17 protein-coding genes and 1 pseudogene are annotated in these 25,124 nt (G+C 47.4%); 13 read left to right on the top strand and 5 right to left on the bottom strand.

Translation table 11 applies throughout. From position 1 onward, the window contains the following. Positions 1 to 79: 79 nt before the first annotated feature. Positions 80 to 2,023: a ribosomal protection-like ABC-F family protein gene (gene abc-f / locus AR543_RS08335; protein ID WP_060533463.1), complete on the bottom strand. Its 1,944-nt coding sequence runs from the start codon at positions 2,021 to 2,023 to the stop codon at positions 80 to 82. 446 nt (positions 2,024 to 2,469) lie between these two features. Between abc-f and AR543_RS08340 the strand changes: the two genes are divergently transcribed. The 9 genes from AR543_RS08340 (at position 2,470) to groL (ending at position 14,695) form a co-directional block, all read left to right on the top strand. Then, positions 2,470 to 3,099, top strand: coding sequence for a 5-formyltetrahydrofolate cyclo-ligase (locus AR543_RS08340; RefSeq protein WP_060533465.1), 630 nt, complete (start codon positions 2,470 to 2,472; stop codon positions 3,097 to 3,099). Between the two features lie 16 nt (positions 3,100 to 3,115). Next, complete coding sequence (gene moaC / locus AR543_RS08345; protein ID WP_060533467.1) at positions 3,116 to 3,637, top strand: cyclic pyranopterin monophosphate synthase MoaC; 522 nt, start codon at positions 3,116 to 3,118, stop codon at positions 3,635 to 3,637. A gap of 64 nt (positions 3,638 to 3,701) precedes the next feature. After that, complete coding sequence (locus AR543_RS08350; RefSeq protein WP_060533469.1) at positions 3,702 to 4,199, top strand: MogA/MoaB family molybdenum cofactor biosynthesis protein; 498 nt, start codon at positions 3,702 to 3,704, stop codon at positions 4,197 to 4,199. A gap of 204 nt (positions 4,200 to 4,403) precedes the next feature. Beyond that, the gene (locus AR543_RS08355) at positions 4,404 to 4,637 is read left to right on the top strand and encodes a twin-arginine translocase TatA/TatE family subunit (protein ID WP_060533471.1); all 234 of its coding nucleotides are present in this window, start codon (positions 4,404 to 4,406) and stop codon (positions 4,635 to 4,637) included. A 198-nt stretch (positions 4,638 to 4,835) separates the two neighbouring features. Then, complete coding sequence (tatC, locus tag AR543_RS08360) at positions 4,836 to 5,591, top strand: twin-arginine translocase subunit TatC (protein ID WP_060533473.1); 756 nt, start codon at positions 4,836 to 4,838, stop codon at positions 5,589 to 5,591. Between the two features lie 218 nt (positions 5,592 to 5,809). After that, the gene (locus AR543_RS08365; protein ID WP_060533475.1) at positions 5,810 to 6,982 is read left to right on the top strand and encodes a hypothetical protein; all 1,173 of its coding nucleotides are present in this window, start codon (positions 5,810 to 5,812) and stop codon (positions 6,980 to 6,982) included. Then, the gene (locus AR543_RS08370; protein WP_060533477.1) at positions 6,982 to 12,360 is read left to right on the top strand and encodes a diguanylate cyclase; all 5,379 of its coding nucleotides are present in this window, start codon (positions 6,982 to 6,984) and stop codon (positions 12,358 to 12,360) included. The genes AR543_RS08365 and AR543_RS08370 overlap by 1 nt, the downstream gene beginning before the upstream one ends. A gap of 264 nt (positions 12,361 to 12,624) precedes the next feature. Further along, a complete protein-coding gene (gene groES / locus AR543_RS08375; RefSeq protein ID WP_017812864.1) occupies positions 12,625 to 12,906 on the top strand; it encodes a co-chaperone GroES in 282 nt (93 codons plus the stop codon). A 160-nt stretch (positions 12,907 to 13,066) separates the two neighbouring features. Next, on the top strand, positions 13,067 to 14,695 hold the full coding sequence (gene groL, locus AR543_RS08380) for a chaperonin GroEL (RefSeq protein WP_017812865.1): 1,629 nt from the start codon (positions 13,067 to 13,069) through the stop codon (positions 14,693 to 14,695). Positions 14,696 to 14,901: 206 nt separating this feature from the next. On the opposite strand, the gene AR543_RS08385 is transcribed toward groL, so the two are convergent. After that, positions 14,902 to 15,270: a cyclic-phosphate processing receiver domain-containing protein gene (locus tag AR543_RS08385; RefSeq protein WP_227871890.1), complete on the bottom strand. Its 369-nt coding sequence runs from the start codon at positions 15,268 to 15,270 to the stop codon at positions 14,902 to 14,904. 112 nt (positions 15,271 to 15,382) lie between these two features. Then, on the bottom strand, positions 15,383 to 16,159 hold the full coding sequence (locus AR543_RS08390) for a sporulation protein (protein WP_060533479.1): 777 nt from the start codon (positions 16,157 to 16,159) through the stop codon (positions 15,383 to 15,385). 249 nt (positions 16,160 to 16,408) lie between these two features. Here AR543_RS08390 and AR543_RS08395 point away from each other — a divergent pair, with 249 nt between their 5' ends. Together AR543_RS08395 and AR543_RS24250 are read left to right on the top strand one after the other, a co-directional pair. Beyond that, complete coding sequence (locus AR543_RS08395; RefSeq protein ID WP_060533482.1) at positions 16,409 to 16,873, top strand: NucA/NucB deoxyribonuclease domain-containing protein; 465 nt, start codon at positions 16,409 to 16,411, stop codon at positions 16,871 to 16,873. Between the two features lie 51 nt (positions 16,874 to 16,924). Next, positions 16,925 to 17,089: a hypothetical protein gene (locus AR543_RS24250; protein ID WP_017812869.1), complete on the top strand. Its 165-nt coding sequence runs from the start codon at positions 16,925 to 16,927 to the stop codon at positions 17,087 to 17,089. Positions 17,090 to 17,267: 178 nt separating this feature from the next. Here the strand turns inward: AR543_RS24250 and AR543_RS25040 are convergent. Both AR543_RS25040 and AR543_RS08410 read right to left on the bottom strand, forming a co-directional pair. Then, positions 17,268 to 19,108 (bottom strand): annotated as a pseudogene (locus AR543_RS25040) (glycine betaine ABC transporter substrate-binding protein). Then, the gene (locus AR543_RS08410; RefSeq protein ID WP_060533487.1) at positions 19,101 to 20,303 is read right to left on the bottom strand and encodes a quaternary amine ABC transporter ATP-binding protein; all 1,203 of its coding nucleotides are present in this window, start codon (positions 20,301 to 20,303) and stop codon (positions 19,101 to 19,103) included. Before AR543_RS08410 ends, AR543_RS25040 begins: the two are co-directional and overlap by 8 nt. 507 nt (positions 20,304 to 20,810) lie before the next feature. Between AR543_RS08410 and AR543_RS08415 the strand changes: the two genes are divergently transcribed. Then, entirely contained in the window at positions 20,811 to 21,362 is a 552-nt protein-coding gene (locus AR543_RS08415; protein ID WP_060533489.1) for a GbsR/MarR family transcriptional regulator, read from the top strand. Between the two features lie 353 nt (positions 21,363 to 21,715). Beyond that, positions 21,716 to 24,940 (top strand): S8 family serine peptidase, encoded by a 3,225-nt coding sequence (locus AR543_RS08420; RefSeq protein ID WP_087071255.1) that lies wholly within the window; start codon positions 21,716 to 21,718, stop codon positions 24,938 to 24,940. Positions 24,941 to 25,124 lie beyond the last annotated feature (184 nt).

Genomic DNA, 25,124 nt, shown 5'->3' on the forward strand with positions numbered 1-25,124 from the left:
CTGTTTACAAATTCAGACGCTCTTTCTTACAAAAAGTATAATAGATTTTACAAATTCGTGGACAGCTATTGACAGCAACCTATTCGGCTGCGAGCAGTTCCCATTCCTCATAAGCATCTTCCAGCGCCTGCTGATGACGGGCAATCTCTTCCTGGCGGGATTGTACAGCTTCGTAATCCTGATAGACTTCCGGCAGAGTCAGCTGCTCTTCCAGTTCGGAAATACGCTCTTCCCAGCCAGCGATATCGACTTCCAGCTGCTCCAGTCGGCGCTTGCGATTACGCTCTTCCCGTTTGGCCTGCTTGCCTTCCTCATAAGAGTTGGCAGGTGCAGATATACCGGAAGCAGTTGTTGCCGCAGCATTTTTGGCTTGTACTGCCGCAGCAGCTTCTTCAGCCAGTTCCTTGAGTTCCTGTTTTTTGGCTGTATAATCATCAAAGTTACCGAGATAAGTAGTCAGTCCATCGGGACGTAGCTCCAAAATGCGTTCCGCCATTTTATTGAGGAAATAACGGTCATGGGAAATAAACAGCAGTGTGCCTTCATAATCCATCAGCGCCGATTCCAGTACTTCCTTGCTCATCAGATCGAGATGGTTGGTCGGCTCATCGAGGATCAGTACATTGGCTTCCAGCAGCATCAGCTTGGTCAGGGAGACACGGGCTTTCTCGCCACCGCTAAGTGCGGACACCTTTTTGAGTACATCTTCACCGCTGAACAGGAAGTTGCCAAGCACCGTACGGATACGAACCTCTTCCAAATGGGGAAAGCTGCCCCATACTTCTTCGAGTACAGTATTATTCGGATTCAGATGGCCTTGTTCCTGATCGTAGTAACCGATCTTGGTTTTGGCTCCCCATTCGATCTTGCCCGCATCCGGAGGATGGTCGCCGATTAGGGATTTGAGCAGGGTAGTTTTGCCGGTACCATTGGGACCAATCAGTGCCACCATATCCCCGCGCCATAATTCAAACGAAATCGGATCGAACAGCCTCTGCTTGTCTTCATAGGATAGCGTCAGATTATGCACACGCAGCACGTCTTTGCCGGATACGACAGAAGCGGTAAAAGAGAAATTGGCTTTTTTGAGATCTCCAGCAGGACGATCCATACGATCCATTTTTTCCAGTGCCCGGCGGCGGCTCTGTGCACGCTTGGTCGTAGAGGCACGAACGATATTTTTCTGGATAAATTCTTCCATTTTGGCGATTTCATCCTGCTGTTTGTCGAACTGCTTGACCGCCGTCTCGTATTCCGCTGCTTTGATATCGATATAGCGGCTGTAGTTACCGGTATAGCGCTTGGACCGGTGACGCTCGATCTCCACGATACCGGTTACCAGACGGTCGAGGAAGTAGCGGTCATGAGAGACGACCAGCAGGGCGCCGGAGTAAGCACGCAGATAATCTTCCAGCCAGGCGAGTGTATCCAGATCGAGATGGTTGGTCGGCTCATCCAGCATCAGCAGGTCAGGTGCCTGCAGCAGGATACGGGCGAGTGCCAACCGCGTTTTTTGTCCGCCGCTGAGTGTGGATACCGGTGTATCCTGGGAAAACTCGGCAAAGCCCATCCCGTGCAAAATGCTGCGAATACGCGTCTCCATCTCATATCCACCGCGCTCGCGGAACCAATCGGATCGCTGCGCATAACGCTCCAGCAGATCGGCATAAGCCTTTTCATCGGTCATGCGCTCCGGGTCGGCAATCTGCTGCTCCATAGTACGCAGTTCCTTTTCAGTATCGATAAGGTCGGCATATACAGAGCGCATTTCCTCGCCGATCGTGCTGCCATGATGCAGCCCGCTGTTTTGTGCCAGATAGCCCAGCGTTAGCTCTTTACTGCGAAATACCTGACCACTGTCATAGGACATTTCACCAGCCAGTATTTTGAGTAGCGTCGATTTGCCGGCTCCATTGACACCGACAAGACCGATACGTTCTCTTTCTTCGATTTGCAGGTTAATCCCGTCCAGAATCGGGGTAATGCCGTATAGTTTGGTAATTCCGCTTGCCTGTAATAACATCTATTATCATCCTTCCAAGTATCCGGAACATCGGATACGAACTTAATGTATGATGGTATTCGTAGTAGAGCAATAGGAGCCTGAGCAGCATTCCGATCAATCACCGATAGAAATTGCCGTCTCCCGTCCCATGCTGTTAGTCATTGTAATTGGGTGATTATCATCGCATGTATTTATCCTGCTTATAAAGGGTGGATTTTGATTATCCGTTCACCATGCCATTCATTGTGCAGGAAGAGTGAAGTATCGGTCTTAGACCATCCTATTCAGTGTACATGAAACCGCGTTATTTTGCATGGCTTATTCCTTGTACAGCATATGGTTACGATACGGTAAAGGATGGAAAGGGAAATTGGTTTTTTGACAGGAAAGTGTTACACTGTCAATATGAGTGACTCAGGCCTACTATCCGGTCAAGCAGCCTGATCTGCAGGAGGAGGTAGCCTATGAATTTGGATTTCGGAAAATCTCTTTTGCGCAAGCAGCTCAAACAGCGGCGTCTGCATATGGACCCCGCACAGAGAATCAAAGAATCGGCAGACATCTGTACTGCCGCTCAATCATATATAGAGCATTTACGTATCACAAACGGCTCTTCTCCGTTAACCCTGTTCAGTTATCTGGCTTATCGGGATGAACCGGATACGCTGCCTTTGCTGGAATATTGCTGGCAGCAGGGTGATACGGTACTGGTACCGCGTATTGATCCTGACCACCAGGGCATCTTCCATCTGTATCGCATCTGTTCGATTACCGATGTAGAGCCAGGAGCCTATGGCATCCCGGAGCCTCGAGAAGCATTGCCGGCTTTTCCGCCAGAACGCTGGCAGGAGATTGATCTGGTCATTGTACCGGGGCTGGGTTATGACTTACAGGGCAGCCGTATCGGGTATGGCGGCGGATACTATGACCGTTTTATGCACAAGTTAACAGTATCGTCCACACAGCGTCCATTATTGGGGGCTTTTGCTTTTGACACGCAGATCATGTCGTCTGTTCCGATGGAGCCGCATGATTTTCGGATAGATATTTTATTTACCGCTTCGGGATATCGGTATACGGAGCAGCAGGTTTAGGGAAAGTTGGGATAGAATGAGCCATCAGGAAAATAAAGAATACGAAGGACTGCCGGTATCCTCGGGCAAGCTGACTCATTTTAATGAGCAGGGCCGGGCACGAATGGTCGATATTTCCGGCAAGGAAAGCTCGGTAAGAAAAGCGGTTGCTTCAACCCGCGTTATCATGAAGCCGGATACACTGGCAGCTATCAAAGCCGGCCAGATTGGCAAAGGCGACGTGCTGGCTGTTGCCCAGGTAGCTGGTATTCAGGCAGCCAAGCGTACATCGGATTGGATTCCCATGTGTCATCCGCTGCCGCTCACCGGTATCAATGTTACTTTTGAAGATAATGGCCGGGATGAGCTGCATATTGAGGTCGAGGTCAAGACCGAAGGCAAGACTGGCGTAGAAATGGAAGCACTGACAGCTGCTTCGGCAGTCGCTCTGACCGTCTATGATATGTGCAAAGCCTTGCAAAAGGATATGATTATCGGTCCAACGCTGCTGCTCTCCAAAAGTGGAGGCAAGAGCGGAGATTATACCATAGATTCCTAGACAGCAGATACAGATCAGAAACACACAGAACATGGATTGGCATAGAGATAGGGAGGGTGAGCGTATGGTTTGGAGAACGGCTATTCTCACAGCCAGCGATAAAGGATCGCGCGGAGAGCGTGAAGATACGAGCGCACAGGTCATCCGTGAACTGGTAGAAGAAGAACTGGGCGGCAAGATTGTAGAGTATCGTGTTGTACCGGATGAACCGGACGAGATTATTGCTGCATTGATTGAAATGACAGAATATTTTAACGCCGATCTGATCCTGACGACAGGCGGAACCGAGTTGGCCCAGCGTGATGTAACGCCGGAAGCGACGCGGCGTGTAATTCAGCGTGAAGTACCGGGAATGGCCGAAGCCATGCGCGCTACCGTGATGCAGAAAAACCGTTCAGCGATGCTGTTCCGTGGCATTTGCGGGATTCGTGAGCGCAGCCTGATTGTCAATCTGCCTGGTTCTCCCAAAGGGGTGCATGAGCATCTGGCTGCCATTATGGACCAGCTGCCCGAAGCGCTGCTGATGATTACCGGACAATACAGTCCGAACGACGAGCGATAAACAGACGTATATTTTCGCAGCCAATCACAACTGTGAAAATATAGAAGTTATGGAACTCCTGCAGGACTATCGCAATTTTTCGCCAAGAGAAATTGTGCTTTTTGTCGTGGTAATGTAATCCAATAATGAATTAAAACGCGTAGCTATGCTATGATAGGAGAATAACAGGCTTGTTCCCGTTGGAGAATGAAGGAGGAGTTCCACATGTTTAGTTCAATTGGTCCTACCGGTTTTATTTTATTGATCATTCTTGCGCTGATTTTATTTGGTCCCAACAAGCTGCCCGAGCTGGGTCGCGCAGTAGGCCGGACGTTCCGTGAATTCAAGGAAGGTACACGCGATATGATGAAAGACGAAGACAAGACGACCAAAGTTCCTGCCGACTCGATCCAGAGCGCCGAAGTTGTACCGGAAGCGCGCACGGAAGAGAAACGTTAATCTGCACAATTATAGCCGTATTCTGGCTGAATATAGACGGAGCTGTATGCCGCTCATCTCTGAATAGAGAATGAGAATAGCTGTACCGGCCATGTTCCGAATCCCTTCCCCGGTGGAAGGGATTTTCTTTTCCGCGTCAATTCGTCTGAACGATTGAGCCGCTATAGACCGTAGATACGTGCCGAATGGAGGAACCCCATGCTTAATACCGAAAAAGATATGTCTCTGGTGGATCATCTCACCGAGCTGAGGCGGCGGCTGATTATTGTGATCGCTGTGCTGTTTTTTGGTCTGATTGCCGGATTGCTGGTGGCTCAGCCTGTCTATCAGTATCTGGTGGCTGCAGAGACTGCCCGCCAACTGGTATTCCATGTATTCTCGTTCTGGGATGGCATAGGACTGTATATGAAAATTGCCATGGTTGTAGCTATCGCGCTGACTTTGCCGTGTGCCGTCTATCAGCTGTGGGCATTTGTCAGTCCAGGCTTACTGCCACATGAACGCAGGGCAGCGCGGCGTTATATTCCGTTTGTGTTTGTTATGTTCCTGCTGGGGGTACTGTTTGCCTATTATATTATTTTTCCGATGGCACTTGCTTTTACCTCTCAGGTGACCCGCAGTATGGGCTTGGAAGAAACCTACGGGGTTGTACAGTACTTTACCTTTATGTCGAACATTGTATTTCCTGTAGCCGGATTGTTCGAGCTGCCGATTATCGTCATGTTCCTGACGACGATCCGGATTCTGACTCCTGCACTACTCTCCAAAATACGCAAAGCAGCTTATTTTGTGCTCGTTTTTGTAGCTGTGGTTATTACGCCTCCGGACTTTATCTCGGATACCCTGGTCGCGATTCCGCTGCTAATACTGTATGAATTAAGTGTTATCTTATCCAAAGTCGTTTATCGCAGGCAGCAGCGCAGAGATGCCGAACGGCTGATGGAAGAAATCTAATTATAATGACAAGTATTCTGTAAAAAGGAAAGCCTGCCGAGCAGGCGGCCTGACTCTGCAGAATACTTTTTTTATTTCCATAAAAAATACTATCTTTTTTGGCGATAGCAGATTATAAATAGTAAATACGGGTCAAATGCGACTGTCGAAAAAACAGTAATATTGTTGAAAACAGTACACAAAAACCGTTCATTACAGAGAATAAAGGGGTTAGACGGTTGAAGAAAATTGTATTCCTGATTATCACGTTTTTGCTGATTTTTATCCTTCCGTTATTGGGGAGTCTCGCCAAATGGGGCGGGTTGCCACCAGGGTACGGTACGTTCCCTGTACAGGAAGCTGTTCAGGATCCGGGCTTTAACGCCGTGTATTTTGCACTGGCTTGTGTGGTGGCACTATTCATCATGGTGTTTTACCTGTTTCCGCGTCTATTCGGATTTCGCAAAGCTCCGGTCGCAGCCGAAGTTCAGCGTTCCGATGTTCGTTTTCCATTCTGGTTCTGGGCGGCGCTGCCGGTCCTGGTCATTTGCTGGTTCATTATGTGGGCACGCCTGTCGGTGCTGAGTCTGCTTGAACCCTACACCTTTGTACCATTATGGTGGTCTTTTATATGTATTCTGGATGGGATCGTATACAAGCGTAACCACGGAGTATCACTGCTGTCCAAAAAGCCGCAGATTATGCAGCTTCTGGCAGTAGTATCCTGCTTCAGTTGGTTTGCTTTTGAATATCTGAATTTCTTTGTTATGGAAAATTGGTATTATCCGAATAAAGAGATCTTCTCGGATTTTGGCAATATTTTCTGGTTCTCGCTCTCTTATACCACCGTACTGCCGGCGATTATCGAATGGTATCTGCTGATGCTGACTATTCCGGCTCTGCGCGATCGGTACAGCAATGGACCGAAGATTCATCTGAACAAGCCCACACTGATCGTTATGTACATTCTGGGACTGGGGCTTGCACTGGCAATGGGGTATTTCCCGTTTGAATTGTTCTGGGTACTATGGGTGGCGCTGGTTCCAATGCTGTCTGCAGCGATGGGACTGATTCGAATGTGGACACCGTTTACCCCGATTCGCCAGGGCAACTGGTCACCGATGCTGCTGATCGGATTGGCTACAGTCTGTAACGGATTTTTCTGGGAGCTGTGGAACTTTGGCAGTGAATGGTTCAATGAAGGGATTCCGCTGAATCCGAATTACTGGAAATATTCTGTACCGTATCTGGATAAATTCCATATCTTTTCCCAGATGCCGCTTCTCGGTTATTTTGGTTATTTGTTCTTTGGCGTAAATTGTTGGGTGATCTGGTTAACGGGAGCGTATGTGTTCAAATTTAATCCTGATTTTGATTTGGTACAAAGACGGGATAAAGCGAGGGAAATCTAATGAATTGGAAAGATCAAAAATACACAGTGATAGAAGAGATTGCAGACCATGGCAGCAAGGCAATCTATCGGTGCATCGACAATCTTTCCGGCGAACCTGTTATTGCCAAAGTACTCGGCGCGCGAGCATCGACATACGAAGCAATTATGCGTATCAAAAAGGAATATCAGCTGCTGTCGGAGTTGAGTCCTGTTATTGCGGGCATCGTCCGTCCGATTCAACTGGAAGAGCGCGGAGGCTACTTTGTACTGTCCATGGAAGATATTAACGGCGAGTCTCTCAAAAGTATCCTTCGGCAGCATCGTCTGGATTTGCAAACGGTGTTGCGGCTGGCGATCAAGCTGGTCGATATGATCGGTGCCATTCATGAACATGAAATTATCCACAAGGATATCAAGCCTGCCAATCTGATCTGGAACCGGGAGACCGACCAGCTGCAGCTAATTGACTTTGATCTGTCCACTCGCTGGAGCAACGAAAAGTCGGAGCAGGCTGCTGCTGGCATTATGGAAGGCAGCCTGCCCTATATTTCTCCCGAACAGACCGGCAGAATCAATCGGCATATCGACTATCGCTCGGACTTTTATTCACTTGGCGTTGTGCTGTATGAGATGCTGACAGGCGTTCATCCGTATCCGTCCAATTCGGTGATGGATCAGATCTATTCCATTATTGCCAAGAAACCTATCTCGCCGGCGCAGCAGAGTGAGGGACGTGTTCCGCAGGTACTGTCCAATATCATTATGAAGCTGCTGGAAAAGTCTCCCGAAGACCGCTATCGCAGCGCCTACGGCATTCGTTCCGATTTGAAAAAGTGCCTTTCCTCCGCATCCCGCACAGATTTTGAGATCGGCCTGGAAGACCGCAGCACGATTTTTCATATGCCGCAAAAATTATATGGCCGTGAAGAAGAATTGGCTGTGCTGCAATCCGCTTTTACTCAGAGCATTGATGATCGTCTTCAGCTGGCTCTGGTCGCAGGGGAAGCAGGCAGTGGCAAAACAGCGCTGGTCAACGAATTGCAGACTATGGTGTCCTACGAAAAAGGCTATTTTGTACAGGGCAAATTCGAGCAGTATAACAAAAATGTCCCGTATAGTGCAATTATGGATGCTTTTCGTACCCTGCTCGCGGAATGGCTGAATGGGCCGGCAGACGAAATGGCCGATATGCAGTATGCGCTAAAAAGCCACCTCGGGGCGAATGCCGGTCTGATGACCCGCTGGCTGCCTGAATTGGAGCAGCTGATCGGTGTGCAGTCAACACCCGAGCCGCTGCTGCCTGTCGAAGAGAATAACCGCTTTTTCCTGTCGTTTGTCCGATTGCTGGAAAGTCTGGTTGGTCAGCAGCGTCCGCTGGTTTTGTTTCTGGATGATCTGCAGTGGGCGGATTTATCCAGTATCCAGCTGATGTCACGGCTGCTGGAAAATAAAAACCTAAAGCGTATTTTTATTATAGGTTCCTATCGTTATGACGAGATCGGAGCAGGACATCCATTGTCTGAAGCGCTGGACAGGCTGAATGAACAGCATTTTATTCATCAGCTGCATATTCAGCCGCTGTCTGCAGTTCATACCCGTCAGCTTATTGAAGATACAATGGGCATGAGCGCAGAGCAGCTGGATTGGCTGACTCCCGTAATACATCGGCAGACGGGAGGCAATCCTTTTTTCACCCGCGAAATCCTCAAGGATCTGTACAAGCAGCGCGCGCTTTACTTTGATCAGACAGCAGGAGCCTGGTTGTATGAAGAAACGCTGATTCTGGAACGGACAGCCAGTGAAGACCTGATTGAATATCTGATGGAGAAAATGAAAACACTGCCTGCAGGTGTACGGATGATTCTTAGTATCGCGGCACTGATCGGTCGCACGTTTGACTGGCAGGTGCTGCGAATGATCGGTCATTCGGAAAAAGATCTGCTGATGCCGGCTTTGCTGCGTGCTATTCAGGAAGAAATTTTGCTGCCGCTGCATACCAGCACTTCGTTTATCCATGAAGTGACGATTCCGGCAGAGGAACTGGATCGTATGCAGGTTCAATTTACTTTTCAGCATGACAAGCTGCAGCAGGCGCTGTATCAGATGATCGATCCGAAGCTTCGTCAGCAGCTGCATCTACAGCTTGGTTGGCTGCTGCTGAGTCAGTGGCCGGAAGACCGGATTCATGAGCATATTATGGAGATTACCGGGCATCTGAACAAAGGCATTGTACTGGTCACTCGACATTCGGAAAAGGAGCGGCTGATCGATCTGAATCTGCAGGCTGCCCGCCGTGCCAAAGAAGCATTCGGTTATGAGACCGCCCGCCGTTTTCTACAGGTGGCTATTAGCCTGATTAACGAACAACACTGGCAGCATCAGTATAAACGGACGTGGGATATTTACCTGCTGTATAGCGAATGCTCCTACCTGATTCATCAACCGGATTCGGCTGATCGTGCTTGCGCTGTGCTGCTGCATCATGCCAGAACCGGAATGGAGCAAGCGACCATATACGAGATGCAGTCCAATCACTATATGTATCTTGGGTTAATGAGTCGGGCGATTGAAGCGGGCAAAGCCGGACTGGCTAGTCTTGACTTTACGGTTCCGCGTCGTCTCAATATGGCAGTAGTTGCCAAAGAACTGGTGACTGTCAAACTACAGCTGCGTGGCAAGACGCCGGATCAGCTGCTGGAGGATCGGGAGATGACCGATCAGCGCATCAAGCTGATTATGAGGCTGCTGGTAAGCTTTATTCCACCCGCTTTTATTTCGGGAGAACAGACCCTGTTCGGCTGGGCTGTACTCAAAAAAACACAGCTATCGATCCGTCATGGCAATGCTCCGGAATCGGCAGGTGCCTATATCGGTTATGCCATGCTGTTGTCAGGTATGGGGGATCTCAAGGGAGCCGAAGCGTACGGACGGCTCGCGGTAAGTCTGAACGAGAAATTCGGTGATCTGCAGTGGCGCAGTCTGGTACATGTGCTGTACAGTCTTTTTTGCTACAGCTGGAGTCATGATTGGGAGACACTGGAGGAGCAGTACCGTCGTACAGTCGACTATAGCCTGTTGTCCGGGGATATGCTGTATCTGGCACATGCCTGTTATTATCGCAATCAATGGAACCCTTCGCTCGAGATCGAGACGTATTTGCAGGAGAGCGGTACGATGCTCGAAATGATCGAGAATACCAAGTATCGACCGGCACTGGCTACAGCCAGATTGAACCGCCAAAAGTTCCGGGTGCTGTCCGGAGAGATTCCTTTCGAGACAACCTTGGATGATGAGGAATTTAGCGAACAGGATTATCTCGATGAACTGAACAGTTTGAAATATTACTCCGGGATCGGCATTTATTATATATGCAAAATTCAGCTGGCTTTTATGATGGGTGAATCGATGGAAGCCCTGACATATATCCAGCAGGCCGATCAGGTGATTGGTACGCTGGCCGGCTCGACTTTTATGGAAGAATACTCGTTTTATACGTTTATGGCGCTGGCTGCCTGTTATGGGGAGCTTGGACGCAAAGAGCAGCGCAATGCCCGCATACGCATGCGCAAGCAGCATCGCAAAATGAAAAAATGGGCTGCACATCATCCGCACAACTTTATGACCCAGCAGTATCTGATGCAGGCGGAGTGGCTGCGGATTGATGGCAAATATAGTGAAGCGGAGAATTACTATTATCTGGCACTGCAGGATAGCGAACAGGGCCATTTTACCCGTTACAAAGCGATTGCCAGTGAGCAGACTGCGCGGTTTTATCTGGAGCGAGGGCGGCCCGAGCTGGGTGGGTATTATTTCAAACAGGCTTCCTACTACTATTCGGTCTGGGGCGCACGCGGCAAGGTACAGCAGCTCCAGGACAATTACCAGGATCTGATGGGACATATCCAGTGGGTGCCACTGAATGGCGACCAGACGATGAGTATCTCTACCGAGAATATCGATATCCATTTGCTGCTGCAGGCTTCCCAGGCGATCTCGCGTGAGATCGAACTGGATCAGCTGCTGCATAATATGATGAATATTGTATTGGTAAATGCAGGAGCGCAGCGCGGCTGTATTATGATCAAGTCTGGTCCAAGCCTTTGGGCAGAAGGAGAATATAGTGATACCGACCATCAGATCAATATCCGTATCCATGAAGACCAGCAGCGCAGCGCATTGCAATTTCCATGGATGACTATGGACGAAGTGGCTCGCAGCCGTGAGACACTGATGTATACCGACGCCAGTTCGGTAAACCGCCTCTCGGATATTCGCTATATAACAGAGCAGCAGCCGCGTTCGGTGCTGTGTATGCCGCTGCTGAATCAGGACAAGCTGATTGCTGTCATTTATCTGGAAAATAATCTGATTACCGGCGCATTCACCAGGGAACGTCTTGGTATGATCAATCTGCTGTCACGGGATATGGTCTATGCGATTGAAAATGCTAGTTTATACAATAATCTGGAGCATCTAGTCAATCAGCGTACCCGCGAGCTCGCCATCAAAAATGAGCAGTTAAATAAATACTTTAATATTGTGGACAAGAATGTCATTATCGTAAATACCGATCTGTACGGTAATGTGATGATGGCCAGTGAAGAATTCTGTCTGCTTACCGGTTATAGTCAGGAGGAAGTAGCCAGTCGCCCGCACCGCTTTTTCCGGCCGCTAGATCATCATGGCCGCTCGATTGCTCCTTTTGTGATCGACAAGGAAGAGACATGGAGCGGAGAGCTTATTTATTTCCGCAAGGATCAGAATATGCTATGGCTGAATATGACTGTCGAACCAGCCCGTGAGGAAGATCGTCTGCAGGGATATATGTTTATCGGACACAATATTACAGACAAAAAGCAGATCGAGCGCATTTCTATTACCGATGAATTGACAGGGCTGTATAACCGTCGCTATTTCAATGAGCGCATTTTGTACAAGCTGGAGAATGCCGTCTTGCAGCAGTCCAGTCTGACCTTTATGCTGCTGGATATCGATCATTACAAAAAGTACAATGACCGCTATGGTCATTATGAAGGCGATAATGTACTGCGCAGAATCGGAGCCACACTGCTGGAAGAAACGAGAAAGGCAGATGCCGTCGCTTTCCGTCTTGGCGGAGAAGAGTTTGCTATCCTGTCTATCGGCATGGGGGAAAAACGCACCGCAGAGATTGCAGAGAAGATTCGGCAGAGTATTGAAGATCTGCGTATTCCGCATGATCAGAATGATGCTGCTCCTTATGTGACAGTGTCCATAGGTATTGGCTTTGTCGAGCAGGTGGATCATCATTTGACCGAAGAAGCGATCTACAGGCTGGCAGACGCGGCCCTTTATCGTTCCAAAGCGAGCAGCCGCAACTGTGTGACTATTCATAATCTGGCAGATATTCATGAATAATAGCTATATGGAATCAATGATATTCAAGACGGAGAAACAGGCTCTGTCAACCGGAAGAACGCATCTGGAATGCCGGTTGATAAGAGGCTGTTTTTTTGTTTTGTCACGGAATCGAGAGGATTTTATATAAAGGGACTTGAAATCATCGCTCAAGTTGAGTATCATAAAGTTGGCTGTTAGCACTAGACGTGGTCGAGTGCTAACACAGAGGTAGACTGCTACCTGCAAGATGATTCCATTCAAACTTTAAGGAGGCTATTTTTCATGATCAAACCTTTAGGTGAACGTGTATTGGTAGAAGCGAGCCAACAAGAGGAAACGACTTCATTCGGAATCGTGCTTCCGGACTCTGCCAAGGAAAAGCCGCAGGAAGGCACTATTATCGCTGTAGGCAGCGGACTGTTGAAAGACGGAGTTCGTGTTCCTTTGGAAGTTAAAGAAGGCGACCGTGTTCTTTTCTCCAAATATGCCGGTACAGAAATCAAATATGAAGGCAAAGAATATTTGATTATGAAAGAAAGCGACATTCACGCGATTCTGGGTTAATTTCCGGATTACGGGAACATTTACTTAGCTTCATCCACAGAGGGTGCTTCATCGGCGCCAGGCGCTGGATGGGCACTGCATTCCAATACATTTATGATTTTTGCCAAGCAAAATCTTAACCTTATATGAATTCCTATACTACTGAGGAGGTACTTTTCAAATGGCTAAAGATATCAAATTCAGTGAAGACGCTCGCCGCGCAATGCTTCGTGGTGTAGACGCTCTGGCAGACGCAGTAAAAGTAACATTGGGACCAAAAGGACGTAACGTTGTTCTGGAGAAAAAATTTGGCAGCCCGCTGATCACGAACGATGGCGTAACAATCGCCAAAGAAATCGAACTGGAAGATGCATTCGAGAACATGGGTGCACAACTGGTTAAAGAAGTAGCTACCAAAACCAATGATGTTGCCGGTGACGGTACAACAACTGCAACTGTTCTGGCTCAAGCGATGATTCGCGAAGGTCTGAAAAACGTAACTGCAGGTGCTAACCCTATGGTTATCCGCAAAGGTATCGACAAAGCGGTTCGTGCAGCAGTGGAAGAACTGCAAAGCATCTCCCGTCATGTTGAAGACAAACAATCCATCGCACAGGTTGCAGCTATCTCCGCAGCTGACGATGAAGTAGGTCAACTGATCGCGGAAGCTATGGAAAAAGTGGGCAACGACGGTGTTATCACTGTAGAAGAATCCCGTGGATTCGCGACTGAACTGGAAGTTGTAGAAGGTATGCAGTTCGACCGCGGTTACATCTCTCCATACATGATCACCGATACAGATAAAATGGAAGCTGTCCTGGACAACCCATACATTCTGATCACTGACAAGAAAATCAGCAGCACTCAGGAAATCCTGCCACTGCTGGAGAAAGTTGTACAACAAAGCAAACCACTGGTACTGATCGCTGAAGATATCGAAGGCGAAGCACTGGCTATGCTGGTTGTCAACAAACTGCGTGGTACATTCAATGCAGTAGCTGTTAAAGCTCCTGGATTCGGTGACCGTCGTAAAGCAATGCTGCAAGATATCGCTGCACTGACTGGCGGACAAGTAATCACAGAAGAACTGGGTCTGGATCTGAAATCCGCTTCTGTTGACCAACTGGGTACTGCACGTCAAGTACGCGTAACCAAAGAAAACACAATCGTAGTAGATGGCGCTGGTGCAAAAGAAGATATCGATGCACGTATCAGCCAAATCCGCTCGCAGCTGGAAGAAACAACTTCCGAGTTCGACAAAGAAAAACTGCAAGAGCGTCTGGCGAAACTGTCCGGCGGGGTAGCAGTAATCAAAGTCGGTGCTGCAACTGAGACTGAACTGAAAGAGCGCAAACTGCGCATCGAAGATGCCCTGAACGCAACTCGCGCTGCGGTTGAAGAAGGTATCGTATCCGGTGGTGGTACTGCACTCGTGAACGTATACAACGCTGTATCTGCAGTCAATGCAGAAGGCGACGAGAAAACAGGCGTTAACATCGTTCTGCGTGCTCTGGAAGAGCCAATCCGTACGATCGCAGCTAATGCTGGTCAAGAAGGATCCGTTATCGTTGAGCGTCTGAAAAAAGAAGAAGTAGGCATTGGTTACAACGCCGCTACTGGCGAATGGGTGAACATGTTCGAAGCAGGTATCGTTGACCCTGCCAAAGTAACACGTTCCGCACTGCAGCACGCAGCATCCGTAGCAGCAATGTTCCTGACTACTGAAGCTGTAATTGCTGACAAACCAGAACCAGCATCCCCAGCAGGTCCAGACATGGGCGGCATGGGTGGAATGGGCGGCATGATGTAATAAGGCGCTTAGCCTTGCATGATGTGACTGGCCGAGCTAATCTTTATCGGTAAGATAGAGGATTTGCAAAGCCACCATAGCTGTAAACAATATAAAGCCGTTCCTTAATCATTCGATTAGGGAACGGCTTTTTTTACTATGTTGGTCTAATTATGAAGAACGTTAGAATACTAGTTATCCATTATAATGCAGCTGATGTGTCATGGTTAGCCGGAATATTTATTTTCTGTTATCGGATAATGGTAAATTTCGATATCTTTCTCGATAAATCCACGCCTTTGAGCAGCGAGCAACGTCTCATACATATTTTTGCGTCCTACCGGATTATCGGTATGAAGATAGATTTTGTTGGCATGAAGTCCATGCTCACAGAAATATTTAACCAGATCATATCCATTGGGTAATTCTTTTCCATTCTCATCTTCTCCCAGGTCATGATCCAGAGTAAGAATATGGATATGAAATTCCTCAGACTGCAGTAAACGTACAGCCTCCTGATAGGTGCGGGCAATTGTAAAACCTTTCGGGCAATCTCTAAGATCATCTACATACAGATTAATGGATTTTTTCATCATATCTATCGCTACCTTTCTCGTACGGATAACAAAATGGATGGATACAGTCATTTTAAACTGTACCCATCCATTTTATAAATTATTCGTAGTAGTATAAGTGATTAAGTTGTTATTATCGACTTTGCTGATCAATCAATCGCTCCAACTGCTGAGCCACATAATCCGCTCCACGGTTCAGATCCGATGGCGTCAGATCCAGCCATGCGCGGCGCTCGTCCATATCGAATGCATTGGCGAGGAATCCACCCAGTCCACGACCTCGGCGATCCACTTCGACCAGAATCTGCAGGCCATTGCTTGTAAGGGACATCATCAGTTCCAGTTCGGTAATCTGTCCGTGGAACCTTGCTCCCGGATAGAATTCAATCTCCTGTACATAAGGAACGCCAAACGGCGAACGGGAAGCATACTCCACCGTCGATGCTTTGAATTGGAAACCGAGACGCTCTGTCGCTTCGAGTACCGTATCCATATACGGATGTGGTCGTACCACGATATAATCCTGATCGGTCGGGTCTACGCTCATCTCGATATCCAGTCCGGTATGCAGCCATACTTTCTGATTGCTAAGGGTCAGCGGAGTCTGGGATGGAAGTGTAAAGCCAAAAGGAATTTCCAGCTTCTGACCGCTTTTGACCTGTGTTTTCTCGGATACACGGTATTTGGCGATCGTGTAATCCACGTAATGCTTTTTATCATCCTGTTCACGGATATACTGGGTCATGACTTCAATATAGATATTGCCGACGTCTTGATCGACGTTACCACCCTGTACGTAGACAATACCGCGAACTTCACTATTTGGATAATATTCGTTCTGATCGAGCACGGTATCGATTTTGGCTGCTCCAACACCTACGCGAGCGAGCATTTTGTTAAAGAATGACATAGACATTTCTCCTTTGAAAGTAAAATAGAGCCACATACCTGCGAGTATACGGACGAAGTGGATAGGCTGCTGTAAGCGGTTGGTTGTTGCACTTCTATGTAGCTTATGACATTATACGCAGACCGGATCGATCGGGTTTCTTATGTTTACTTATTATTTTAGGCTGTACAACAAAGAAACATATGTTCCTCTCTGCTGCAGATGACGATATAATAGAAGAGAATCAACCAACAGGAGGAATACACATCTATGTCACCCAAGCGAATAGGAGCTGTCGTCGGCGCACTGGTCGTGGTAGTAGCGATCTATCTATTTACCGGCAAAGTCGATCTGGGTGCACTCACCGGTGCGCTGAACCCGTCATCCGGCTCGGTCGGCCATAGTCAGCAGGCAGACTATACACTGGTCTTTCCCAAAAATCGGTATCCCAAAACAGGCGATCATATTCAGGACGCTATCGCTGCCGGAGAATCGGCTATTTGCACGATAGATCGCAAGGGAGCCAAAGAAAACCGCAGGCAATCGCTCAAGGGAGTAGAGACCCGTAAAGGCTATGATCGGGATGAGTGGCCAATGGCCATGTGCAAGGAAGGCGGCACAGGTGCCGATATACGATATGTTACACCTTCGGATAATCGGGGTGCCGGTTCATGGATTAGTAACCAATTAGACAATTATCCGGATGGCACAAGGGTATTAATTGAGGTAAAATGACTAATAGTGGGTAAAAATTAAGTAATGAAAATTTGCGGAGGAGGAATGGACATGGAAACTGGAATGACGGCGCTTCTGCCTTTATTTATGGAATTCAACGCACATACACCTTATATTCTGCTGTACGGAGTTATGATCCTGGTAGCATGTATCTTGTTCGGGCTTTGGATCAGACAACTGACCAAGCATCAGGACGACTCAGATAGCGGAATGTAAGCTGGTTAGGCAGGTACGAATGTGGAAGTATCACGGTAGTATCTGCCTATGCAGATTGCGTTTTCGGTTCAAAAAAGACGCATTTCCTGTAATTCAGGAAATGCGTCTTTTGTTTTGTATAATAACATGATCCATTTCATGATATCGAAGGTATAGGGATGCAGCTGTTATAACAGCATTACTGCTGCTGATCCACCATATCTTCAATCGAGCTTGCATTCATATATTTGGGAACAACCAGACCGACTTTGACGCCTTCCATGTTAGGGCCGAGATCGTCCAGTTTGGCTTTATACTTTTCCCAGTAATCGGCATGGGTCAGTGGAAGCCATGCAGCCAGAGTCGCATCGGCGTCGCCATTCGCTACACCGGTAAACATGGGGCCAGCTTCGACCTGCAGAGCTGTAACTTTGTAGCCCAGTTTGGTTTCCAGAATATATTTCACCAGGTTGGTACTGGCAATCTCAGAATCCCATGCTACATAGCTCAGGGTAAGCGATTTGCCACTGGATTTTTGAAGACCTTTGGTCCATTCGTTCACACGGTCGGAATGGGCTTCTGCCCATGCTTTGGCTGCTTGTGCAGGGTCCTGACCGTCCTGAATAGCTACCATGATTTCGCCCATTTCATCCGACGTCCAGGAGAAACGATCCAGGAACTGATAGGCGGTTGGGTCATCCTGCTTCAGGTTTTTGCGAGCGATGGTATGAATTTCTTCGGCATCTCCAAATGATTTTTTGGGATCATCCAGATATTTCAGATCATATTTGCTGAACATCCAGTGGGGAGTCCAGCCGGTAACGATAATTGGTTCTTCATTGCGAATTGCTTTGGCGAGTGTAGCTGTCATGGCAGCACTGGAACCTTCGACCAGTGTCCAGTCGCTCAGACCATAATCCTCCATCGCTTTGCGTGTACCTTTCATAATACCAGCACCGGCATCAATACCGATGATTTGATGGTTGACCTGGGCTCCAACAGGATCGGAACTGCTGGCGGCTTCACCGCTGCCCGGGAAACTCGGGAATGGCTGGCGTTCCGGGTTACAGGCGGAGATAATCAGGATCAGTACGATACAGCCGGATAGCAGCCAGTTTCTATACTTTTTCATAGTGCATATCGCTCCTTTGCGTAGGAATATGATAGTTAGGGAAAATGGACAAAAGAGAAGCGGCTGAATTAAGCCGCTTTTTTACTGCGTTTACCGTTAAATAGGCTTTGGGACAGTCGATCCAGTACAATCGCGAGAACAACGACAGCCAGACCGGCTTCGAAACCTTCACCAATTTTGAGCTGACCGACCGCACGGTATACGACAGCGCCGATACCCTGCGCACCGATCATGGATGCGATAACGACCATCGACAGAGACAGCATGATGGTCTGGTTGATACCCGCCATAACAGATGGCAGTGCGAGTGGAAGCTGCACTTTGAACAAACGCTGTCCACCGGTAGAACCGAAAGCATCAGCGGCTTCGATCAGTTCGCCAGATACCTGGGTAATCCCCAGATGGGTCATACGAATCGTTGGCGGAATGGCGAAAATAACAGAAGCGACTACGCCTGGAACAACACCCAGACTGAAGAAAGTAACCGCTGGCAGCAGATAGACAAATGCAGGCATTGTCTGCATAAAGTCGAGAACCGGCGTAATGATGCGAGCAGCAATTTTACTGGACGCGCACCAGATACCGAGCGGTACTCCGATGATAATGGAAATCAGGGCAGCAGTTACGACGAGACCAAGCGTATTCATCGTCTCTGTCCAGTAGCCCAGATTATAGATCAGCAGGAATCCGATTGCCGAGAAAAAGGCCATCGTCCACCGTCCGGCCATATAACCGAGTAGGGCAATAATAATAACGAACAAGAATGGATGTGGCAGCATGAAGAGCCAGGTGAAAATGTCGACCACATACGTTATAACATTGGATACTCCCTTGAAAAAGGCAGCCCAGTGGATACTGAGCCACTCTACAATTACATCTACCCAGTGGGCAATAGGAATCTTAGGCATTTAAAGCAACCTCCTCGTTCTCTACTCCGCCAGCCAGTGCACCCAGCAGGGCACCCCGTACAATAACGCCTGTCAGACGTTCACGTTCATCGACAACGGCAACAGGCAGTTTGGCGGTACTTACCAGTTCAAACAAGTCATTTAGCATTCGTTCTGGTGCTACATATGGAACATCCTTGATCAGGATATCGTCCAATTTTTGCTGTTGACGTACTGCTGTAGCTGCATCCTCGGCTGTAATAATGCCAAGCAGCTTTTTGGAGCGATCAATGACGAACAGATTGGAAATACCGCGTTCACGCATCAACTCAAGCGCTACACGAGGACCGCGGTCCAGTGTAATGGTCTCTGGTCTGCGCATTACATGAGCAGCTGTCAGTACTTTGGACAGATCCACGTCTTCGACGAAGCGTTCCACATAGGAGTTGGCTGGCTGGATCATGATTTCTTCCGGTGTGCCAATTTGTACAACCGCACCGTCTTTCATCAGGGCGATCCGGTCACCGATGCGAAGAGCTTCGTCCAAATCGTGTGTGATGAAAATAATCGTTTTTTTCATTTTGTCCTGCAGTTCCAGTAGTTCATCCTGCATATCACGGCGGATCAGCGGGTCAAGTGCGCTGAATGCTTCATCCATCAGCAGTACTTCAGGATCGTTAGCCAGTGCGCGAGCCAGACCGACACGCTGCTGCATACCACCACTGAGCTCATCCGGCATTTTATCTCCCCAGCCTTTGAGACCAACAAGTTCGAGAGAAGTAATTGCTTTTTCTCTGCGCTCTGCTTTCGCTACTTTTTGAATCTCCAGACCATATTCCACATTTTCCAAAACTGTACGGTGCGGGAAAAGCGCGAATTTCTGGAATACCATACTGATTGTTTTGCGGCGTGCATTACGCAGCTGCTCTTTGTTCATTTTGCGAAGATCTTTGCCGTGTACCAGAATTTCTCCGGAAGTTGGTTCGATCAGACGGTTGAACATGCGTACAAGTGTCGATTTACCGCTACCGGATAATCCCATGATAACGAAAATCTCGCCCTGGTTGATTTCCATGTTTACGCGGTTAACCCCGACAGTAATTTGTTTTTCCTTTGCCATCTTCTCTTTGGTCCATCCCTGCTCCAGCAGCTTCACGCCCTGCTCTGCATTTGGGCCAAACAGTTTGCTTACATTTTTGATTTCCAAAATAGACATGCATTGTCACCCCTTATATATAGTAGAAACACGTACGATACTTCTGCGGTAGTGCTGATCACTTATTCGTGAACTTGCGATTTTCAACACGGGCTGCTAACCGAATATTCTTTGTTGTTCAGGCAGGTGAATGAAGCTGAAATCAAACGAGGAATACTTGTAAAGCGAGTTAGCTAGTATAATATCACCAAATCTATTACCCAAATTTTAAATAATGAATACTTGAAAGTAATAAATATTTTTCAGTAACAAAGAATATTTTCATGATTTGCAACGCAACGTGATTAATTGTAGCAAATATTATTTTGCAAATCAACCGTAAAATCCGTATAATAAGTTTGTACAGAAAAAACTGTACGATATTTACAGATAGAATGCTGCAGTATACTGGATAATACTCGCAAATGCTCTACTTTACTTTTTATAATTATTTTTTTAAAATGGTGAAAGTCAATTATTACAGATCGTATAGTACAAACTGTATAGATAGAATGGGAGTGTGCAAGCATGGGCTTGGACCAATTGGATGAGTTACAGCAGGAGACGGTGGAGAAAGTCAGAAAGCGTGTAATCGAAGTGATCGGACGCAATATGGATCTTTATGGTGTTTCCCTGTCTACAGGCCATCTGTATGGCTTGCTTTTTTTTGCAGATCGGCCGATGACGCTCGATGAGATGGGACGCGAAATGGCGATGAGCAAGACCAGTATGAGTACGGGAGTGCGCAATCTGCTGGATCTGCATATGGTCAACAAAGTATGGGAAAAAGGATCACGCAAAGATCTGTATGAAGTAGAATATGACTGGTATCAGACATTTACAGACTTTTTTGCTATCAAATGGCGGAAAGCAGTAGAAAGTAATATTCTTGTATTTCGCAAATCGGTCAAGGAGATTGATCGTCTGATTGTGGATATGGAGGATACGCCAGCTCGCCATGTGCTGCTCAAGGACAAAGAAAAGATGCAGGAAGCGATCCGATATTATCTGTGGCTGGATCGTCTGATTGATACGATGGAAGACGGAACGATTTTTGACCTGGTACCGAGGGAAGAATAGCTAACAACAATTTCAATTCCATAAAATGGTATAATTATGCAAGCATTTCAGTTCCTTAAAAGTGAGCGGAAATGCTTTTTTTGTATTCAAATATAGAAAATGCCCTTATTTACTGTGCAGTTTGATAAAAAAACACTATTCTATTATAAGTAACGCAAAATTTATCTATACATGGATAAAATATCTAGCCAGTGGTTAATTCAGGTGGTAATATAATGCTATGTAATAAAAGATTCCTATAAAATAGAAAAGGGGGTCAATAAAGCTTACATAAGTCATTAATGGTGGAATTAGGGGTATTATCGGGATTTTTGACAACTGAATAACCAAATTGATGAAATGAGGGACGAAATTTGACTAAACTACATGTTATTCGCAAGTTATCTGTAGTATCCATGGCTGCTCTGCTCGCAGCAGGGACAGTATGGTCTCCGAGTGCAGCCTTTGCAGCAGAAGAAGGTACAGTAACATCGCCTTATCTGCTGGACCAGAAGCAGCTGCCTGATAAATTAATCAGCCTGACTTCCGGCGAGACGAATGTCATTTCATCCAAAATCAATACCAAGTCCAGCCAGACGATTCGTGTTATCGTTCAGCTGACCAACCAGCCGGTAGCTGTAGGGGAATATGCCGCTCAGATGGGTATTCGTTCCATGGCTGCCGAATCGACCGAGAGCGCTATCAATTCACAGCAGAATTCTATTGTGAAGCAGGCGCTGGACAAAGGGATTCAGCTGCACGTCAATTATCGCTACAATACGGTACTGAACGGTATGGAAGTATCGATCCCGGCGAATCAGATTCCCAAGCTGGCTGAACTGCCAGGCGTCAAATCCATTTTCGAAAATAGCACTTATTACACCATTCCTGTGCAGGAGCCACCAACCCTGACAGCAAAGGTATCCCAAGCTACATATGACCCTGCACCTCTTACCCTGATCGGTGCCCAGCAGGCCTGGAACAAAGGACTGACTGGTAAAGGTGTCAAAGTCGGTGTTATCGATACCGGCGTCGATTACGAACACCCGGATCTCAAAAATGCCTATAAAGGCGGATATGATTCTGTAGACAAAGATTTTGATCCTTATGAAGACAGACCACTATCCGTGGATGAAGATCCATACGGTACAGGGTTTGAAGGAACGTCCCATGGTACCCACGTATCCGGTACCATTGTAGGTCGTGCCGAGAACAAAACAAGTGATATCGTCCAAAAAGGGATCGCTTATGATGCCAATCTGTATGCCTACCGTGTACTGTCCCGTAATCCCGAGACCAACCGTGCTTCCGGTTCGTCCGCACAGGTTATCGATGGTATCGAGCATGCAGTCAAAGATGGCATGGATGTTATCAACCTGTCTCTGGGTTCCGATTCCGAGAAAGACGTGAATTCTCCGGATTCGGTAGCAATCAATAATGCCGTACTGGCAGGCGTAACAGCTGTCGTAGCGAATGGTAATGCAGCCGAATCCGGTTACTATTACTACTCGATGGGTTCACCGGCAAGCTCGCAGCTGGCGATTTCTGTAGGTGCATCTTCTATTCCTTTTGCTACGTATACAGCTACGGTATCTGCATCTGTATACGCAAATAAAAGTGCAGCAGTCAGCGAAGATGTATACGGTGATCCATCCGCCAAATCCTATGCCCTGAATGTAATGAGCTGGTATGTATCCAGCAGCAATTTTGCCGAGATTCTGGGTACGGATGCTCATGAAGGCGTATATGTAGGACTCGGTGCCGAAGCCGATTATGCAGGCAAAGATGTGAAAGGCAAAGTGGTACTGATTTCCCGTGGTAATCTGCCATTTGTCGATAAAATGAAAAATGCCAAAGAACATGGCGCCAAAGCAGCTATTATCTTCAACGGTAACTCCAAAGCAAGCAATCCGAATGAAGCAGATCTGTCCGAAAGCATTCCGGGTCGTGATAGCCAAGTCGGTGCGACCGGATTTATCGGCGAAGGATTCGATTATGTACCAACCTTCGATATGGCTGGTAAAGAAGGCCGTGCGCTGGCAAGAGAAGCACTTGCTTCCAAAGGCGAGCTTGAATTTACATTTGGCAACGAGTATCCAAAAGATGAAGTACGCGGTGATACTATGGCTTCCTTTAGCTCCCGTGGACCGAACCAGGATGGACTGCTCGGTATCAAACCGGATGTATCTGCACCAGGTGTAAATATTCGTTCTTCCGTGCCTGCCTATGGCAAGTACATCAAAGATGCTTCCTATAGCAGAGCGTATGAGCGTCAAAATGGTACAAGTATGGCTTCGCCGCATGTAGCCGGTATGGCTGTATTGCTCAAGCAGGAGCATCCGAACTGGACACCGTTCGATATTCGTGCAGCACTGGCGAATACGTCGGATACACTCTATGATCTGTCCAACACACAATATGATGTGTATTCCCAGGGTGCCGGACGTGCCAATGTAGGAACTGCTGTGTATACACCTGCGGTTCTGCAGACTGTAGAAGATATCACGATTCTGGACAAAGACTGGAACCGTAAAACCATTACGAACTATAATCCCTCTGCAGCATTTGGTACAGTAGCGGCGGGCAGTGAAGCCCAGCTCAAAGAACTTCAAGTGAAAAACAGCTCCGGTTCGGCTATTACGTATCAGGCTAGTGTGAAAATGCATCCAAATGTAACGTCCGATCCATATGAGCCGGTCGCTACACCAGATGTAAGCAATATCCAAGCAAGTCTGCAAGGTCTGAACGGAGGAAATTCCATTACCGTTGGCGCCAACTCGTCTTCCGAGTTCAAGCTGGCTGTGAAACCATCTGCATCTGCCGCAACAGGTGTATATGAAGGTGAAGTTCTGCTGACTGCGAGCGGATATCCATCCCTGCATCTGCCATTTGTTATCCATGTAGGTAACAGTGTGCCGGATGCCGGCCTGGGTGTACAGGAATTGTCGATCAGCAACACTATAGTTCGTCTGGACGGCAAACAGGATTCCACAGATATCGGATTCCGTCTGACTTCTACCAATTCCAATGTAATGGAACTGAATGTCTACAATATCGAAGATGAATATGTCGGTACGCTGGTTCAGGCAATCCAGTCTCCGAATGAAGACGGTTATCCGGTGTTCGCTCCGGGTTACTACCGATTCAGCAACGTCGATAATGTATACATCAGTCAAAAATCATCTGGTGGCTATGAGTACAAAGCGCTGGATAAAGGCATTTACAAACTGGAAGTTACCGCATACAACATCGATCAGAACGGCAAAATCGATCAAAATTCTATCAAGCGTGCTTCTTCTTCCTATCGTATTGCCGGTACAGAAAAAGACCGCGTAGCTACTGCATCCAAACAGTTCAATTATATTCTGGAAGGCAACAATACCCTGGGCAAACCGGTATTGGATCTGCCGGCAGATAAGCGTCTGGAATACAAAATTCTATCCAGCAGCGACGACAAGTATGTAAATGACAGCGGCGTATTAGTGAAATATCCATACACCGACTATCGTATCGCCAGACTGCAGATTCAAATCACTTCCAAAACCGATCCGTCCGCAACCAAGACGGTCAACGCATTGATCAAAATCACTAAACCTTAATGAACGGTTTATCGTTTCAATGAATGACTGATAAATTGGCATAAGTAAGGTACAAAGCACTCTTTTGGCAGACATGATTGCACTTTCCGGTGCATACATGGATGCCGGAAGAGTGTCTTTTTTTATATTTCTATCTATAGGTCGATGACAAGCCGGTCTCCAGTGAATACAATTTATGGAGAAA

This window comes from Paenibacillus bovis (assembly GCF_001421015.2).
GTDB lineage: Bacteria > Bacillota > Bacilli > Paenibacillales > Paenibacillaceae > Saccharibacillus > Saccharibacillus bovis.